This is a genomic window from Streptomyces sp. NPDC051582 (assembly GCF_040681715.1).
In the GTDB taxonomy this organism is placed as follows: Bacteria; Actinomycetota; Actinomycetes; order Streptomycetales; family Streptomycetaceae; genus Streptomyces.
In genome coordinates this window covers 23935-39871 of sequence record NZ_JBFAZJ010000015.1, presented here as the reverse complement: position 1 = coordinate 39871, position 15937 = coordinate 23935, and the positions used below count along the sequence as shown (strand labels likewise).

Below are 15937 nucleotides of genomic sequence, written 5' to 3'. Positions count from 1 at the left end.
GTCGAGTTGGACGATCTTCGCGAGGCGGCCGGCACGGCGGTCCAACGGTCAAGGACGACTGGAAGGAGCGAGGAGCGTGAATGCGTACGCGCCCATCCTCGTGCTCGGCGCCCTCGGCGCAGGGTTTGCGATCTTCTCCGTGGTCATGGCCACGCTGATCGGCCCGAGACGGTACAACCGGGCGAAGCTCGATGCGTACGAGTGCGGCATCGAGCCGACGCCGACGCCGGCCGGCGGCGGCCGCTTCCCCATCAAGTACTACCTGACGGCGATGCTCTTCATCGTCTTCGACATCGAAGTTGTCTTCCTCTACCCCTGGGCGGTCACCTTCGACTCCCTGGGGATCTTCGGGCTCGTCGAGATGCTGCTCTTCGTGCTCACCGTCTTCGTCGCCTACGCCTACGTGTGGCGCCGCGGCGGTCTGGAATGGGACTGAGGGGCTGAATTTCCCATGGGACTGGAAGAGAAGCTGCCGAGCGGCTTTCTGCTGACCACCGTCGAACAGGCCGCGGGCTGGGTGCGCAAGTCATCCGTGTTCCCCGCGACCTTCGGCCTGGCTTGCTGCGCCATCGAGATGATGACCACCGGAGCGGGCCGGTACGACCTGGCCCGCTTCGGCATGGAGGTCTTCCGCGGATCCCCGCGCCAGGCCGATCTGATGATCGTGGCCGGTCGGGTCAGCCAGAAGATGGCGCCGGTGCTGCGGCAGGTGTACGACCAGATGCCCGCTCCCAAATGGGTCATCTCCATGGGGGTTTGTGCATCTTCAGGCGGAATGTTCAATAACTACGCGATTGTCCAGGGCGTCGACCACATCGTCCCGGTGGACATCTATCTCCCCGGCTGCCCGCCGCGGCCCGAGATGCTGATGGACGCGATCCTCAAGCTCCACCAGAAGATCCAGGGCGGAAAGCTCGGCGTGAACCGGGAAGAGGCGGCGCGCGAGGCGGAGGCGGCGGCCCTCAAGGCCCTCCCCACGATCGAGATGAAGGGGCTGCTCCGGTGAGCGACGCGAGCGAGACCTCCCCAGGCACCGACGCCAACGGCAACGGGAACAACGTTCCTGCCCCGCGGGGTTCCGCCGGCGGCCCCGAGGTGATCGGCGTCCGCAAGGGCATGTTCGGTGCCCGGGGCGGCGGCGACACCAGCGGCTACGGCGGCCTCGTCCGCACCGTGGCCATGCCGGGCGAGAGCCACCGCCCCTACGGCTCCTACTTCGACGAGGTCGTCGACGAGCTCGAAGGGGCGCTGGAGGAGCAGGACCTGCTCCCGCAGAACGCGATCGAGAAGGTCGTCGTCGACCGCGGCGAGCTGACCCTCCACATCGCCCGCGAGCACCTCGTCCGCGTCGCCAAGACCCTGCGCGACGACCCCGCCCTGCGCTTCGAGCTCTGCACCGGCGTCTGCGGGGTCCACTTCCCCGACGACAAGAGCCGCGAGCTGCACGCCGTCTACCACCTGCGCTCGATCACCCACGGCCGGGTGGTGCGCCTGGAGGTCACGGCCCCCGACGCCGACCCGCACGTGCCCTCGCTCGTCTCCGTCTACCCGACGAACGACTGGCACGAGCGCGAGGCGTACGACTTCTTCGGCCTGGTCTTCGACGGGCACCCGGCGCTCACGCGGATCATGATGCCGGACGACTGGCAGGGCTTCCCGCAGCGCAAGGACTACCCGCTCGGCGGCATCCCCATCGAGTACAAGGGCGCCCAGATCCCGGCCCCCGACCAGCGGAGGTCGTACAGCTGATGAACGCCCAGAACGCATCGAACAAGGCCTCCTCGAACGCCGCGGCCTCCCGGGAGACCACCGAAGGCACCGTCTACACCGTCACCGGCGGGGACTGGGACGAGATCGTCCAGTCCGCGGCGAAGGCCGACGACGAGCGGATCGTCGTCAACATGGGCCCGCAGCACCCCTCCACCCACGGCGTGCTCCGGCTGATCCTGGAGATCGACGGCGAGACCGTCACCGAGGCCCGCTGCGGCATCGGCTACCTGCACACCGGCATCGAGAAGAACCTCGAATTCCGGAACTGGACGCAGGGCACCACCTTCGTGACGCGCATGGACTACCTGACGCCGTTCTTCAACGAGACGGCGTACTGCCTCGGCGTCGAGAAGCTCCTCGGCATCACCGACCAGATCCCGGACCGCGCCACCGTCATCCGCGTCCTGCTGATGGAGCTCAACCGGATCTCCTCCCACCTGGTGTGCATCGCCACCGGCGGCATGGAGCTGGGCGCGACCACGATCATGATCTACGGGTTCCGGGACCGCGAGCTGATCCTCGACATCTTCGAGCTGATCACCGGCCTGCGCATGAACCACGCGTTCGTCCGCCCCGGCGGCCTCGCCCAGGACCTGCCCCCGGGCGCCGTGGACCAGCTGCGCGACTTCCTGGGGACCATGAAGAAGAACCTGCCGGAGTACGACAAGCTCGCCACCGGCAACCCCATCTTCAAGGCCCGCATGCAGGACGTCGGCCACCTCGACCTCACCGGCTGCATGGCGCTCGGCGCCACCGGGCCGATCCTGCGCTCGGCGGGCCTGCCGCACGACCTGCGCAAGGCGGACCCGTACTGCGGGTACGAGACCTACGAGTTCGACGTGCCGACCACCGAGAGCTGCGACTCGTACGGGCGGTTCCTGATCCGCCTGGAGGAGATGCGCCAGTCCCTGCGGATCGTCGAGCAGTGCCTGGAGCGGCTGGAGCCGGGCCCCGTCATGGTCGCCGACAAGAAGATCGCCTGGCCGGCGCAGCTCGCGATGGGTCCGGACGGCCTCGGCAACTCGCTCGACCACATCAAGAACATCATGGGCACCTCCATGGAGGCCCTCATCCACCACTTCAAGCTGGTGACCGAGGGCTTCCGGGTGCCGGCCGGGCAGGCGTACGCGGCCGTCGAGTCGCCCAAGGGCGAGCTCGGCGTGCACGTCGTCTCCGACGGCGGCACCCGCCCCTACCGGGTCCACTTCCGCGACCCGTCCTTCACCAACCTTCAGGCCATGGCGGCGATGTGCGAGGGCGGCCAGGTCGCCGACGTCATCGTCGCCGTCGCCTCCATCGACCCCGTGATGGGAGGCGTCGACCGATGACAGCCAATCCGACCGGTCAAGGGGTGAGTCTGGGCATGCCCGGGCTTCCGGCCCCCGATTTCCCGGCCGACGTACGCGCCCGGCTCGAAGCGGACGCGAAGGAGGTCATCGCCCGCTACCCCGACAGCCGCTCCGCGCTGCTGCCGCTGCTGCACCTGACCCAGGCGGAGGAGGGCTTCGTCTCGCGCACCGGGGTCCGCTTCTGCGCCGAGGTGCTGGGCCTGACCACCGCCGAGGTCACCGCCGTGGCCACCTTCTACACGATGTACCGGCGCAAGGCCTCCGGCGACTACCAGGTCGGGGTCTGCACGAACACCCTGTGCGCGGTCATGGGCGGTGACGCGATCTTCGACGAGCTCAAGGAGCACCTCGGGGTCGGCAACAACGAGACCACCCCCGACGGCAAGGTCACGCTGGAGCACATCGAGTGCAACGCGGCCTGCGACTACGCCCCCGTGGTGATGGTCAACTGGGAGTTCTTCGACAACCAGACCCCCGACTCCGCCAAGGCCATGGTCGACGACCTGATCGCCGGCCGGCCCGTCGCGCCGACCCGGGGCGCGCCGCTGTGCACGTACAAGGAGACGGCCCGGATCCTGGCCGGCTTCCCCGACGAGCGCGCGGGCGCGGTCGAGGCGAGCGGCGGTGCCGGCGCCGCCTCCCTGATCGGGCTGCGCATCGCGCGCGGCGAGACCGGGCAGCTCGGCAAGGTCGTGCACCCGCGTGGTGAGGCTTCCGCTGCCACCGAGGAGGGGGAGTGATGACGGTGACTGCCGAAATGCATGAGAACGGCGCCCCGGAGAAGCTGCTGGCGCCCGTGCTGTCGGCCTTCTGGGACGAGCCGCAGTCGTGGACGCTGGAGACCTACCGGCGGCACGAGGGCTACGAAGGCCTGCGCAAGGCGCTCGCGATGACCCCGGACGACCTCATCGCCTACGTGAAGGACTCCGGTCTGCGCGGCCGCGGCGGCGCGGGCTTCCCCACCGGAATGAAGTGGCAGTTCATCCCGCAGGGCGACGGAAAGCCGCACTACCTCGTCGTGAACGCGGACGAGTCGGAGCCGGGAACCTGCAAGGACATCCCCCTCCTCTTCGCCAACCCGCACTCCCTCATCGAGGGAATGATCATCGCCTGCTACGCGATCCGCTCGGAGCACGCCTTCATCTACCTGCGCGGCGAGGTCGTCCCGGTACTGCGGCGCCTGCACGAGGCGGTGCGCGAGGCGTACGAGGCCGGCTACCTCGGCGAGGACGTCCTCGGGAGCGGCCTGAAGCTCGACATCACGGTGCACGCGGGGGCGGGCGCGTACATCTGCGGAGAGGAGACGGCACTCCTCGACTCCCTCGAAGGCCGGCGCGGTCAGCCCCGGCTGCGTCCCCCCTTCCCCGCCGTCGAGGGGCTCTACGCGTGCCCCACTGTCGTCAACAACGTGGAGTCCATCGCCTCGGTTCCCGCGATCCTGAACCGGGGCAAGGACTGGTTCAAGTCGATGGGCACCGAGAAGTCCCCCGGCTTCACGCTCTACTCGCTGTCCGGGCACGTCGCCGGACCCGGCCAGTACGAGGCCCCGCTCGGCATCACCCTGCGCCAGCTCCTCGACATGAGCGGCGGGATGCGCCGCGGGCACCGGCTGAAGTTCTGGACCCCGGGCGGCTCCTCGACCCCCATGTTCACGGACGAGCACCTCGACGTGCCGCTGGACTACGAGGGCGTCGGCGCGGCCGGCTCCATGCTCGGCACCAAGGCGCTCCAGTGCTTCGACGAGACGACCTGCGTGGTGCGGGCCGTCACCCGCTGGACCGAGTTCTACGCCCACGAGTCCTGCGGCAAGTGCACCCCCTGCCGCGAAGGCACGTACTGGCTGGTCCAGTTGCTGCGCGACATCGAGGCCGGCAAGGGCGTCATGTCGGACCTCGACAAGCTGAACGACATCGCCGACAACATCAACGGCAAGTCGTTCTGCGCGCTCGGCGACGGCGCCGCCAGCCCGATCTTCTCCTCACTCAAGTACTTCCGCGAGGAGTACGAGCAGCACATCACGGGCAAGGGCTGCCCCTTCGACCCCAAGAAGTCGACCCTCTGGGCTGACACGGAGGTGAACGCATGACCGTCACCACTAATGCTCCGACCGGTGGCGGAGAGGCCGCCGTGCCGCCCGAGGACCTGATCTCCCTGACCATCGACGGCATCGAACTGTCGGTGCCCAAGGGGACCCTGGTCATCCGGGCCGCGGAGCAGATCGGCATCGAGATCCCCCGGTTCTGCGACCACCCCCTCCTCGACCCGGTCGGCGCCTGCCGCCAGTGCATCGTCGAGGTCGAGGGCCAGCGCAAGCCGATGGCCTCCTGCACCATCACCTGCACCGACGGCATGGTCGTCAAGACGCAGCTGACCTCCCCGGTGGCCGAGAAGTCCCAGCGCGGGGTGATGGAGCTGCTGCTCATCAACCACCCGCTGGACTGCCCGGTCTGCGACAAGGGCGGCGAGTGCCCGCTGCAGAACCAGGCGATGTCCCACGGGCAGAGCGACTCGCGCTTCGAGGGCAAGAAGCGCACGTACGAGAAGCCGGTCCCGATCTCCACGCAGGTGCTGCTGGACCGCGAGCGGTGCGTGCTGTGCGCGCGCTGCACCCGCTTCTCCACACAGGTCGCGGGCGACCCGATGATCGAGCTCCTGGAGCGCGGCGCGCTCCAGCAGGTCGGCATCGGCGAGGGCGACCCCTTCGAGTCGTACTTCTCCGGCAACACCATCCAGATCTGCCCCGTCGGCGCCCTCACCTCGGCCGCCTACCGGTTCCGCTCCCGCCCGTTCGACCTCGTCTCCTCCCCGAGCGTGTGCGAGCACTGCGCGGGCGGCTGCGCGACCCGGACCGACCACCGCCGCGGCAAGGTGCTGCGCCGGATGGCCGCCGAGGACCCCGAGGTCAACGAGGAGTGGATCTGCGACAAGGGCCGCTTCGGGTTCCGCTACGCGCAGCGCCCCGACCGGCTCACCACTCCGCTGGTGCGCGGCTCGGACGGGGTCCTCGCCCCGGCGAGCTGGCCCGAGGCCCTGGAGGCCGCGGCCGCCGGGCTCTCGGCCGCGCGCGGCCGAGCCGGGGTCCTGACCGGCGGCCGGCTGACCGTCGAGGACGCGTACGCGTACGCCAAGTTCGCCCGCGTCGTCCTCGACACCAACGACATCGACTTCCGGGCCCGGATCCACAGCGCGGAGGAGGCCGAGTTCCTGGCCGCCACCGTCGCCGGCACCGGCACGGACCTCGACGGCCGCGGCGTGACGTACGCGAAGCTGGAGGCGGCCCCCGCCGTCCTGCTCGCCGGCATCGAGTCCGAGGAGGAAGCCCCCGGGGTCTTCCTGCGGCTGCGCAAGGCCCACCGCAAGCACAAGCAACGGACCTTCGCGCTCGCCCCGTTCGCCACCCGCGGTCTGGACAAGGCGGGCGGCGCCCTGCTGGCCGCCGCCCCCGGCACCGAGCCCGAGTGGCTCGACGCCCTCGCCTCCCGCACCGGCCTGGAGGCCGGCGGGGCCGAGGCCGCCGAAGCGCTGCGCCGGGCCGGTGCGGTCATCGTCGTCGGTGAGCGCCTCGCCGCCGTGCCGGGTGCGCTGACCGCCGCCGTACGGGCCGCCGCCGCGACCGGCGCGCAGCTCGTGTGGATCCCCCGCCGGGCCGGGGAGCGGGCCGCCGTCGAGGCGGGCGCGCTGCCCTCGCTGCTGCCGGGGGCCCGTCCGGCCACCGACCCGCGGGCCCGCGACGAGGTCGCCACCGCCTGGGGGCTGGACGAGCTCCCGCACCGCTACGGCCGCGACACCGGCCAGATCGTCGAGGCCGCAGCGGGCCGCGAGCTCTCCGCCCTGCTGGTCGCGGGCGTCGAGATCGCCGACCTGCCGGACCCGGCCCGGGCGCTGATCGCCCTCCAGGAGGCCTTCGTGGTCTCGCTGGAACTGCGGCCCGGCCAGGTCACCGACCACGCGGACGTGGTCTTCCCGGTCGCGGCCGTCGACGAGAAGGCCGGTGCGTTCATCAACTGGGAGGGCAGGGTCCGGCCGTTCGAGGCCGCGCTCAAGCCCGACCAGATGACCCGCCGGCTCGCCCCCGCCGACGCCCGCGTCCTGCACATGCTGGCCGACGCGGCCGACCGGCCGATCGCGCTGCCCGACGTACACGCCGTACGCCGCGAGCTCGACGCGCTCGGCCCCTGGGCCGGGGAGCGCGCCGCCGAGCAGTCTGCGGACACCGCGCCGCTGCCCCGCCCGGGCGCCGGCGAGGCGGTCCTCGCCGGTCACCGGCTCCTGCTCGACCAGGGCCTGCTCCAGGAGGGCGACGAGGCCCTGGCCGGCACCCGGCACGAGGCGAGCGCCCGGCTGTCGGCCGCCACGGCCGCCGAGACCGGCGTCAAGGAGGGCGACGTCCTCGCGGTGACCGGCCCGGCCGGCTCCCTGGAACTCCCGCTGCGGATCACCGAGATGCCCGACCGCGTGGTCTGGCTCCCGCTGAACTCCGCCGGGCACGGCGTCCTCGCCGACACCGGGGCCCACCCGGGCACCCTCGTACGGATCGGACCGGCGACCCCGGCCGACGGCAGCGGCACCCCCGCGGAGGTGGGCGCGTGAACGCGGTACAGCTCGCGGCCGAGGACCTCTCCCTGTTCGGCAGGGACGTCTGGTGGCTGGTCGTGATCAAGGCGGTGTTCTGCTTCGCCTTCCTGATGGTGACCGTGCTCTTCTCCATCGTGTGGGAGCGCAAGGTCGTCGCCTGGATGCAGTTGCGCATCGGCCCCAACCGGCACGGCCCCTGGGGCATGCTCCAGTCGCTCGCCGACGGCGTGAAGCTGATGCTCAAGGAAGACATCATCGTCAAGCGGGCCGACAAGGTGGTGTACGTCCTGGCCCCGATCATCGCGGCGATCCCGGCCTTCATGGCCATCGCGGTGATCCCGTTCGGCCCGGCCGGCGACGAGGTCTCGATCTTCGGCCAGCGCACGACGATGCAGCTCACCGACCTGCCGATCGCGATGCTCTACATCCTCGCGGTCGCCTCGGTCGGCATCTACGGCATCGTCCTGGCCGGCTGGTCCTCGGGCTCGACGTACCCGCTGCTCGGGGGCCTGCGCTCCTGCGCGCAGATGATCTCGTACGAGATCGCGATGGGCGCGGCCTTCGCCTCCGTCTTCCTCTACTCCGGGTCGATGTCGACCTCGGCGATCGTGGAGGCGCAGGCGGACCGCTGGTTCATCGTGCTGCTGCCGGTGTCCTTCATCATCTACGTCATCACGATGGTCGGCGAGACGAACCGCGCGCCGTTCGACATGCCGGAGTCCGAGGGCGACCTCGTCGGCGGCTTCAACACCGAGTACTCCTCCATCAAGTTCGCGCTGTTCATGCTGGCCGAGTACGTCAACATGGTCACCGTCTCGGCGGTCTCGGTCACCCTCTTCCTCGGCGGCTGGCGCGCCCCGTACCCGATCAGTCACTTCTGGGAGGGCGCGAACCACGGCTGGTGGCCGATGCTCTGGTTCGTCATCAAGGTCCAGCTGCTGCTGTTCTTCTTCATCTGGCTGCGCGGCACGCTGCCCCGCGTGCGCTACGACCAGCTGATGAAGCTCGGCTGGAAGGTCCTGATCCCGGTCTCCGTGGTCTGGCTGATGCTGGTCGCGACCGTCCGGGCGCTGCGCAACGAGAACTACGACTTCTCGGAGATCGTGCTGTACGTCGGCGGCGGGGTCGTGGCGATCCTGCTGCTGTCCTTCGTCGCGGACCTCTTCCGCGACCGGAAGGAGAAGGCTTCCGCCGGGCGGGCCGACGAGGCCGCCGGGGCCGAGCCCTTCGACCCGCTGGCGGGCGGGTTCCCCGTACCGCCCAAGCCCGGCCAGCACCTGGCACCCGTACCGCGCAGGCGGCCTCGCAGTGAGCGGGAGCTGATCGTCAGTGGCGGGACGAATACCGACAGTGACCGAGAGGAGGGTGCTGAGAATGTCTGACAAGTCTGACGCCGAGCAGGGCGAGAAGTGGCAGAACCCGGTGGCCGGCTTCGGCGTGACCTTCAAGGCCATGTTCAAGAAGCGCCTCACCGAGCAGTACCCCGAGCAGCAGAAGACCACCGCTCCGCGCTTCCACGGACGGCACCAGCTGAACCGGCACCCGGACGGCCTGGAGAAGTGCATCGGCTGCGAGCTGTGCGCCTGGGCCTGCCCCGCCGACGCCATCTACGTGGAGGGCGCGGACAACACCGAGGAGGAGCGCTACTCCCCGGGTGAGCGGTACGGGCGGGTCTACCAGATCAACTACGCCCGCTGCATCCTGTGCGGGCTGTGCATCGAGGCCTGCCCGACGCGGGCGCTGACGATGACGAACGAGTTCGAACTGGCCGACGCCAGCCGCGAATCGCTCATCTACACCAAGGAGCAGCTGCTCGCGGGTCTGACCGAGGGCATGGTGGAGTCTCCGCACTCGATCTTCCCGGGCACGGACGAGCAGGACTACTACCGCGGGCTGGTGACGGGGGCGGCTCCCGGGACGGTCCGCCAGGTGGCGCTCTCCAAGGGCGAGACCGCGGCCGATGCCGAGGAGGTGCAGGCATGAGCGCCCTCGCAGCGGCCACCTTGACCTCCACCGGCGAGGCGGTCCAGTTCTGGGTCCTCGGCACCGTCGCCGTCATCGGGGCGCTCTCGACGATCCTCATGAAGAAGGCCGTGCACAGCGCGCTCAGCCTGGCCGGGACGATGATCATCCTGGCGGTCTTCTACCTCGCCAACGGGGCGTACTTCCTGGGCGTGGTCCAGGTCATCGTCTACACCGGCGCGATCATGATGCTCTTCCTCTTCGTGGTCATGCTCGTCGGCGTCACCGCCGCCGACTCGCTGAAGGAGACCCTCAAGGGGCAGCGCTGGCTGGCCGTCCTGTGCGGGCTCGGCTTCGGCGTCCTGCTGATCGCGGGCATCGGCAACGCGAAGCTGAACCACTTCAACGGGCTCGGCCGGGTCAACTCCGCCGGGCACGTGGAGGGGCTGGCCACGCTGATCTTCACCAAGTACGTGTTCGCCTTCGAGATCACCGGCGCGCTGCTGATCACGGCCGCCGTCGGTGCGATGGTCCTCACCCACCGCGAGCGCACCGAGCGGGCCGCCACCCAGCGCGAGCTCGCCGAGCGGCGCGTGCGCGAGGGCGTGCAGCTCCCGCCGCTGCCCGCGCCCGGCGTCTACGCCCGGCACAACGCGGTGGACGTCGCCGGCCTGCTCCCGGACGGCACCCCGTCCGAGCTGACCGTCAACAAGACGCTGCGCGCCCGCGGCCAGATCCGGGACGTGTCGAGCGAGGCACTGAACGATCTGAAGGCGCTGGAGCAGGCGTCGGCGGAGCGCCTCGGCCGCGAGGAGGCATCGAAGTGAATCCGGTCAACTACCTGTACCTGGCCGCCCTGCTGTTCACCATCGGCGCGGCCGGCGTGCTCATCCGCAAGAACGCGATCGTGCTGTTCATGTGCGTCGAGCTGATGCTCAACGCCTGCAACCTCGCCTTCGTGGCCTTCTCCCGGATGCACGGCAATCTCGACGGCCAGATCATCGCCTTCTTCACGATGGTCGTCGCCGCCGCGGAGGTCGTGGTGGGTCTCGCGATCATCGTGTCGATGTTCCGTACCCGCCACTCGGCCTCGGTCGACGACGCCAGCCTGATGAAGCTGTAAGGGGCGCTCACAGTGGAGAATCTGATCGGGCTGCTGATCGCGGCGCCCCTGCTCGGAGCGGCGGTGCTGCTTCTCGGCGGCCGGCGCCTCGACAAGGCCGGGCACTGGCTCGGCACCCTCTTCGCCGCCGCCTCCTTCGGCATCGGCGTAGCCCTGTTCACCGACATGCTGGGCCGCGGGGCCGAGGACCGCACCCTGCACGAGAAGCTGTACACCTGGATCCCCGTCGAGGGCTTCCAGGCGGACGTCGCCTTCCAGCTCGACCAGCTGTCGATGACTTTCGTCCTGCTGATCAGCGGGGTCGGCACGCTCATCCACATCTACTCCATCGGGTACATGGAGCACGACGAGCGCCGCCGGCGCTTCTTCGGCTACCTGAACCTGTTCCTCGCGGCGATGCTGCTGCTGGTCCTCGCCGACAACTACCTGCTGCTGTACGTCGGGTGGGAGGGCGTCGGCCTCGCCTCGTACCTGCTCATCGGCTTCTGGCAGCACAAGCCCAGCGCGGCGACCGCCGCGAAGAAGGCCTTCCTGGTCAACCGGGTCGGCGACATGGGCCTGTCGATCGCGATCATGCTGCTGTTCACCACCTTCGGGACCTTCGCCTTCGGCCCGGTGTTCGCCTCCGTGGGGAACGCCACCGAGGGCAAGCTGACGGCGATCGCCCTGATGCTGCTGCTCGCCGCGTGCGGCAAGTCGGCCCAGGTGCCGCTGCAGTCCTGGCTCGGGGACGCGATGGAGGGCCCGACCCCGGTCTCGGCCCTGATCCACGCGGCGACGATGGTGACGGCGGGCGTGTACCTGATCGTCCGCTCGGCCGCCGTCTTCAACGGGGCGCCGGACGCCCAGCTGGTGGTCACCGTCGTGGGCGCGGTCACGCTGATCTTCGGTGCGATCGTCGGTTGCGCGAAGGACGACATCAAGAAGGCCCTCGCCGGGTCGACGATGTCGCAGATCGGGTACATGATCCTGGCCGCGGGCCTCGGCCCCGTCGGCTACGTCTTCGCGATCATGCACCTGGTGACGCACGGCTTCTTCAAGGCCGGCCTCTTCCTCGGCGCGGGTTCCGTGATGCACGGGATGAACGACGAGGTGGACATGCGCAAGTACGGAGGCCTGCGCAAGTTCATGCCGATCACCTTCGTCACCTTCGGCCTGGGCTACCTGGCGATCATCGGCTTCCCCGGTCTGTCCGGCTTCTTCTCCAAGGACATGATCATCGAGGCGGCCTTCGCCAAGGGCGGCACCCAGGGCTGGATCCTCGGCGGGGTGGCCCTGCTGGGCGCCGGCATCACCGCCTTCTACATGACCCGGGTCATGCTCCTCACCTTCTTCGGCGAGAAGCGCTGGCAGCCGGACGCGACGGGCCACGAGCCGCACCCGCACGAGTCCCCGAAGTCCATGACCATCCCGATGATCATCCTGGCTTTCGGATCCGTGTTCGCCGGAGCGTTCTTCGAGATCGGCGAGCGCTTCCTGAAGTGGCTGGAGCCCGTCACCGGTTACGAGCACGGCAACTCGCCGGTCAGCGCCATGACGGTGACCGCGTCCACCATGGTCGTCCTGGTCGTCGGTGTCGCCATCGCCTGGTCGATGTACGGCCGGCGTCCCGTCCCGGTCCTCGCCCCGCGCGGCTCGATCCTCACGCGGGCGGCCCGGCGGGACCTGTACCAGGACGACTTCAACCACGTCGTGCTGGTGCGCGGCGGGGAGCACCTGACCCGCTCGCTCGTGTACGTGGACCACAGCCTGGTCGACGGAGTGGTCAACGGGACGGCCGCCGCGGTCGGCGGGGCCTCGGGCCGGCTGCGCAAGCTGCAGAACGGCTACGCCCGCAGCTACGCGGTCTCGATGTTCGGGGGCACGGCGATCCTCATCGCCGCGACCCTGCTGATGAGGGCGGTGTGAGATGAGTTTCCCGCTTCTGACGGTGACGGCCGCGGTCCCCGCGGTCGGCGCCGTCCTGACGGCGGCCGTCCCGGCCGCCCGCAGGACCGCCGCCAAGTGGCTGGCGCTGCTCTTCTCGCTGGCGACGCTGGCGCTGGCCGTGCTCGTCGCGGTCCGCTTCGAGCCCGGTGGCGCCCGCTACCAGCTCACCGAATCACACGCCTGGATCGCCGACTTCGGCGTGCGCTACGAACTGGGCGTCGACGGGATCGGGGTGGCGCTCATCGCGCTCACCGCGCTGCTGATCCCGTTCGTGATCGGGGCCGGCTGGAACGACGCCGATCCCCTGGAGACCTCATCGTCCCGCTGGCGGCCGACGCAGGGCTTCTTCGCCCTGATCCTGATGGTCGAGGCGATGGTGATCATCTCCTTCGAGGCCACCGACGTCTTCCTCTTCTACATCTTCTTCGAAGCCATGCTCATCCCGATGTACTTCCTCATCGGAGGCTTCGGGGACCGGGCACACGCCGGGACCGACGAGAACGCGGCCGCGCAGCGCTCGTACGCGGCGGTCAAGTTCCTCCTCTACAACCTGGCCGGCGGCCTGATCATGCTGGCCGCCGTCATCGGCCTCTACGTGGTCGCCGGGAACTTCTCGCTCCAGGAGATCACCGCCGCCCGGGCCGCGGGCACGCTCGACATGGCGACCAACACCGAGCGGCTGCTGTTCCTCGGCTTCTTCTTCGCCTTCGCGGTGAAGGCCCCGCTGTGGCCGCTGCACACCTGGCTGCCGAACGCGATGGGCGAGGCCACCGCCCCGGTCGCCGTCCTGATCACCGCGGTCGTCGACAAGGTCGGCACCTTCGCGATGCTCCGCTTCTGCCTCGGGCTGTTCCCCGACGCCAGCAAGTGGGCCACGCCCGCGATCCTCGTCCTGGCCCTGATCAGCATCGTCTACGGGGCGCTGGTCGCGGTCGGACAGCGGGACATCAAGCGCCTGGTGGCGTACGCCTCGATCTCCCACTTCGGGTTCATCATCATGGGCATCTTCGCGATGACCTCCCAGGGCCAGTCGGGCGCGACGCTCTACATGGTCAACCACGGGATCTCGACGGCCGCGCTGATGCTGGTCGCGGGCTTCCTGATCTCGCGCCGCGGCTCCCGCCTCATCGCCGACTACGGCGGCGTGCAGAAGGTGGCCCCGGTGCTGGCCGGCACCTTCCTGATCGGCGGGCTCGCCACCCTGTCGCTGCCGGGCCTCGCGCCCTTCGTCAGTGAATTCCTGGTCCTGGTCGGCACGTTCGCCCGGTACCCGGTCATCGGCATCATCGCCACCATCGGCATCGTGCTGGCCGCGCTCTACACGCTGGTGCTCTACCAGCGCACGATGACCGGCCCGGTGAAGGCGGAGGTCTCCGGGATGCACGACCTGCGCCTGCGCGAGGTGCTGGTGGTCGCCCCGCTGATCGTGCTGCTGATCGGGCTCGGCGTGTACCCGAAGCCGCTCACCCAGATCGTCAACCCGGCGGTGGAGCACACCATGTCCGACGTCCACGAGAAGGACCCGAAGCCACAGGTGGCCGTCGAGGCCAAGAACGGGGAGGCGGCGAAGTGAGCACCATGGCTGCGGCCCATGGGCTGCTGACCCTGGCGGCCGGGGAACCGGTCGACCGGATCCCGGCCCCGCACATCGAATACGCGCAGCTCGCGCCCACGCTGATCGTGGTGGGCGCGGCGGTCCTCGGAGTCCTCGTCGAGGCCTTCGTACCGCGCAAGTCCCGCTACTACGTCCAGGTGTTCCTCGCCGTCGCGGCTCTGGCCTCGGCCTTCGCGGCGGTCGTCGGCCTCGCCGCCGGCGGATACGGCGGCGACAAGGCGCACATCGCGGCGATGGGCGCGGTGGCCGTGGACGGCCCGGCGCTGTTCCTCCAGGGGATCATCCTGCTGTCCGCGATCGTCGCCGTCTTCACCTTCGCCGAGCGGCGCCTGGACCCGGCCGCGCACGGCAACCGGGTGGACTCGTTCGCCGCGCAGGCGGCGTCCGTACCGGGCAGCGAGAGCGAGAAGGCCGCCGTCAAGGCGGGCTTCACCACCACCGAGGTCTTCCCGCTGGCCCTGTTCGCGGTGTCCGGCATGCTGGTCTTCCCGGCGGCCAACGACCTGCTGACGCTGTTCGTGGCCCTGGAGGTCTTCTCCCTCCCGCTGTACCTGCTCTGCGCCGTCGCCCGCCGCCAGCGGCTGATGTCGCAGGAGGCGGCGGTCAAGTACTTCCTGCTCGGCGCCTTCTCCTCGGCCTTCCTCCTCTTCGGCATCGCGCTGGTCTACGGGTACGCGGGCTCGGTCTCGTACGCGGCGATCGCCGACGTGGTCGACGGTACGGTCACCAAGATCGACCCGGCGCTCGCCGACACCATGGGCAACGACGCGCTGCTGCTGATCGGCGGGGCGCTGATCCTGATGGGCCTGCTCTTCAAGGTCGGCGCTGTCCCGTTCCACATGTGGACCCCGGACGTCTACCAGGGCGCCCCGACCCCGGTCACGGGCTTCATGGCGGCGGCGACGAAGGTCGCCGCGTTCGGTGCGCTGCTGCGCCTGCTGTACGTGGTCCTGCCGGGCCTGCGGTGGGACTGGCGGCCGGTGATGTGGGGCGTGGCGATCCTGACGATGCTGGCCGGCGCGGTGATCGCGGTGACCCAGACCGACGTGAAGCGGCTGCTGGCGTACTCCTCGATCGCGCACGCGGGCTTCATCCTGGCCGGTGTGATCGCGACCTCGGCGGAGGGCGTCAAGTCCGTCCTCTTCTACCTGGGCGCGTACTCCTTCGTGACGATCGGCGCGTTCGCGGTGGTCACGCTGGTGCGCGACGCGGGCGGCGAGGCGACGCACCTGTCCAAGTGGGCGGGCCTGGGCCGCCGTTCGCCGCTGACGGCGGCGGTGTTCGCCGTGTTCCTGCTGGCCTTCGCCGGCATCCCGCTGACCTCCGGCTTCGCCGGGAAGTTCGCCGTGTTCAAGGCGGCGGCGGAGGGCGGCGCCGGGGCGCTGGTCGTGGTCGGTGTGATCTCGTCCGCGATCGCCGCGTTCTTCTACATCCGGGTGATCGTCCTGATGTTCTTCAGCGAGCCGAAGGCCGACGGCCCGACGGTGGCCGTTCCCTCGCCGCTGACGATGACGACGATCGCGGTGGGCGTGGCGGTGACCCTGGTCCTGGGCGTGGCCCCGCAGTACTTCCTGGACCTGGCGGGCCAGGCGAGCACGTTCGTCAGGTAGCCGC

General features: G+C 69.9%; 14 protein-coding genes. All 14 read left to right on the top strand.

Annotated elements, in window-relative coordinates; all coding sequences use genetic code 11:
• The first annotated feature begins 76 nt into the window (after nucleotides 1-76).
• The 14 genes from AB0M92_RS20545 to nuoN are packed head-to-tail and all read left to right on the top strand — an operon-like array spanning nucleotide 77 to nucleotide 15933.
• Nucleotides 77-436, top strand: coding sequence for an NADH-quinone oxidoreductase subunit A (locus tag AB0M92_RS20545; protein WP_366103664.1), 360 nt, complete (start codon nucleotides 77-79; stop codon nucleotides 434-436).
• A 15-nt stretch (nucleotides 437-451) separates the two neighbouring features.
• Complete coding sequence (locus tag AB0M92_RS20540) at nucleotides 452-1006, top strand: NADH-quinone oxidoreductase subunit B family protein (RefSeq protein ID WP_030028258.1); 555 nt, start codon at nucleotides 452-454, stop codon at nucleotides 1004-1006.
• Nucleotides 1003-1749 (top strand): NADH-quinone oxidoreductase subunit C, encoded by a 747-nt coding sequence (locus AB0M92_RS20535; RefSeq protein WP_366103663.1) that lies wholly within the window; start codon nucleotides 1003-1005, stop codon nucleotides 1747-1749. Before AB0M92_RS20540 ends, AB0M92_RS20535 begins: the two co-directional genes overlap by 4 nt.
• The gene (locus tag AB0M92_RS20530; RefSeq protein ID WP_366103662.1) at nucleotides 1749-3098 is read left to right on the top strand and encodes an NADH-quinone oxidoreductase subunit D; all 1350 of its coding nucleotides are present in this window, start codon (nucleotides 1749-1751) and stop codon (nucleotides 3096-3098) included. The genes AB0M92_RS20535 and AB0M92_RS20530 overlap by 1 nt, the downstream gene beginning before the upstream one ends.
• Entirely contained in the window at nucleotides 3095-3859 is a 765-nt protein-coding gene (gene nuoE, locus AB0M92_RS20525) for an NADH-quinone oxidoreductase subunit NuoE (RefSeq protein ID WP_366103661.1), read from the top strand. Before AB0M92_RS20530 ends, nuoE begins: the two co-directional genes overlap by 4 nt.
• Entirely contained in the window at nucleotides 3859-5205 is a 1347-nt protein-coding gene (gene nuoF, locus AB0M92_RS20520) for an NADH-quinone oxidoreductase subunit NuoF (protein ID WP_366103660.1), read from the top strand. The genes nuoE and nuoF overlap by 1 nt, the downstream gene beginning before the upstream one ends.
• Nucleotides 5202-7709, top strand: coding sequence for an NADH-quinone oxidoreductase subunit G (locus AB0M92_RS20515; RefSeq protein ID WP_366103659.1), 2508 nt, complete (start codon nucleotides 5202-5204; stop codon nucleotides 7707-7709). Before nuoF ends, AB0M92_RS20515 begins: the two co-directional genes overlap by 4 nt.
• The gene (nuoH, locus tag AB0M92_RS20510; protein ID WP_366103658.1) at nucleotides 7706-9076 is read left to right on the top strand and encodes an NADH-quinone oxidoreductase subunit NuoH; all 1371 of its coding nucleotides are present in this window, start codon (nucleotides 7706-7708) and stop codon (nucleotides 9074-9076) included. Before AB0M92_RS20515 ends, nuoH begins: the two co-directional genes overlap by 4 nt.
• A complete protein-coding gene (gene nuoI, locus AB0M92_RS20505; RefSeq protein WP_366103657.1) occupies nucleotides 9069-9677 on the top strand; it encodes an NADH-quinone oxidoreductase subunit NuoI in 609 nt (202 codons plus the stop codon). The genes nuoH and nuoI overlap by 8 nt, the downstream gene beginning before the upstream one ends.
• Complete coding sequence (locus AB0M92_RS20500) at nucleotides 9674-10483, top strand: NADH-quinone oxidoreductase subunit J (protein WP_366103656.1); 810 nt, start codon at nucleotides 9674-9676, stop codon at nucleotides 10481-10483. Before nuoI ends, AB0M92_RS20500 begins: the two co-directional genes overlap by 4 nt.
• Nucleotides 10480-10779: an NADH-quinone oxidoreductase subunit NuoK gene (gene nuoK / locus AB0M92_RS20495; protein WP_048474479.1), complete on the top strand. Its 300-nt coding sequence runs from the start codon at nucleotides 10480-10482 to the stop codon at nucleotides 10777-10779. The genes AB0M92_RS20500 and nuoK overlap by 4 nt, the downstream gene beginning before the upstream one ends.
• Nucleotides 10780-10791: 12 nt before the next feature.
• On the top strand, nucleotides 10792-12687 hold the full coding sequence (nuoL, locus tag AB0M92_RS20490; RefSeq protein ID WP_366103654.1) for an NADH-quinone oxidoreductase subunit L: 1896 nt from the start codon (nucleotides 10792-10794) through the stop codon (nucleotides 12685-12687).
• Between the two features lies 1 nt (nucleotide 12688).
• Nucleotides 12689-14281, top strand: coding sequence for an NADH-quinone oxidoreductase subunit M (locus tag AB0M92_RS20485; protein WP_366103653.1), 1593 nt, complete (start codon nucleotides 12689-12691; stop codon nucleotides 14279-14281).
• A 5-nt stretch (nucleotides 14282-14286) separates the two neighbouring features.
• Entirely contained in the window at nucleotides 14287-15933 is a 1647-nt protein-coding gene (gene nuoN / locus AB0M92_RS20480) for an NADH-quinone oxidoreductase subunit NuoN (protein WP_366103803.1), read from the top strand.
• Nucleotides 15934-15937: the final 4 nt, after the last annotated feature.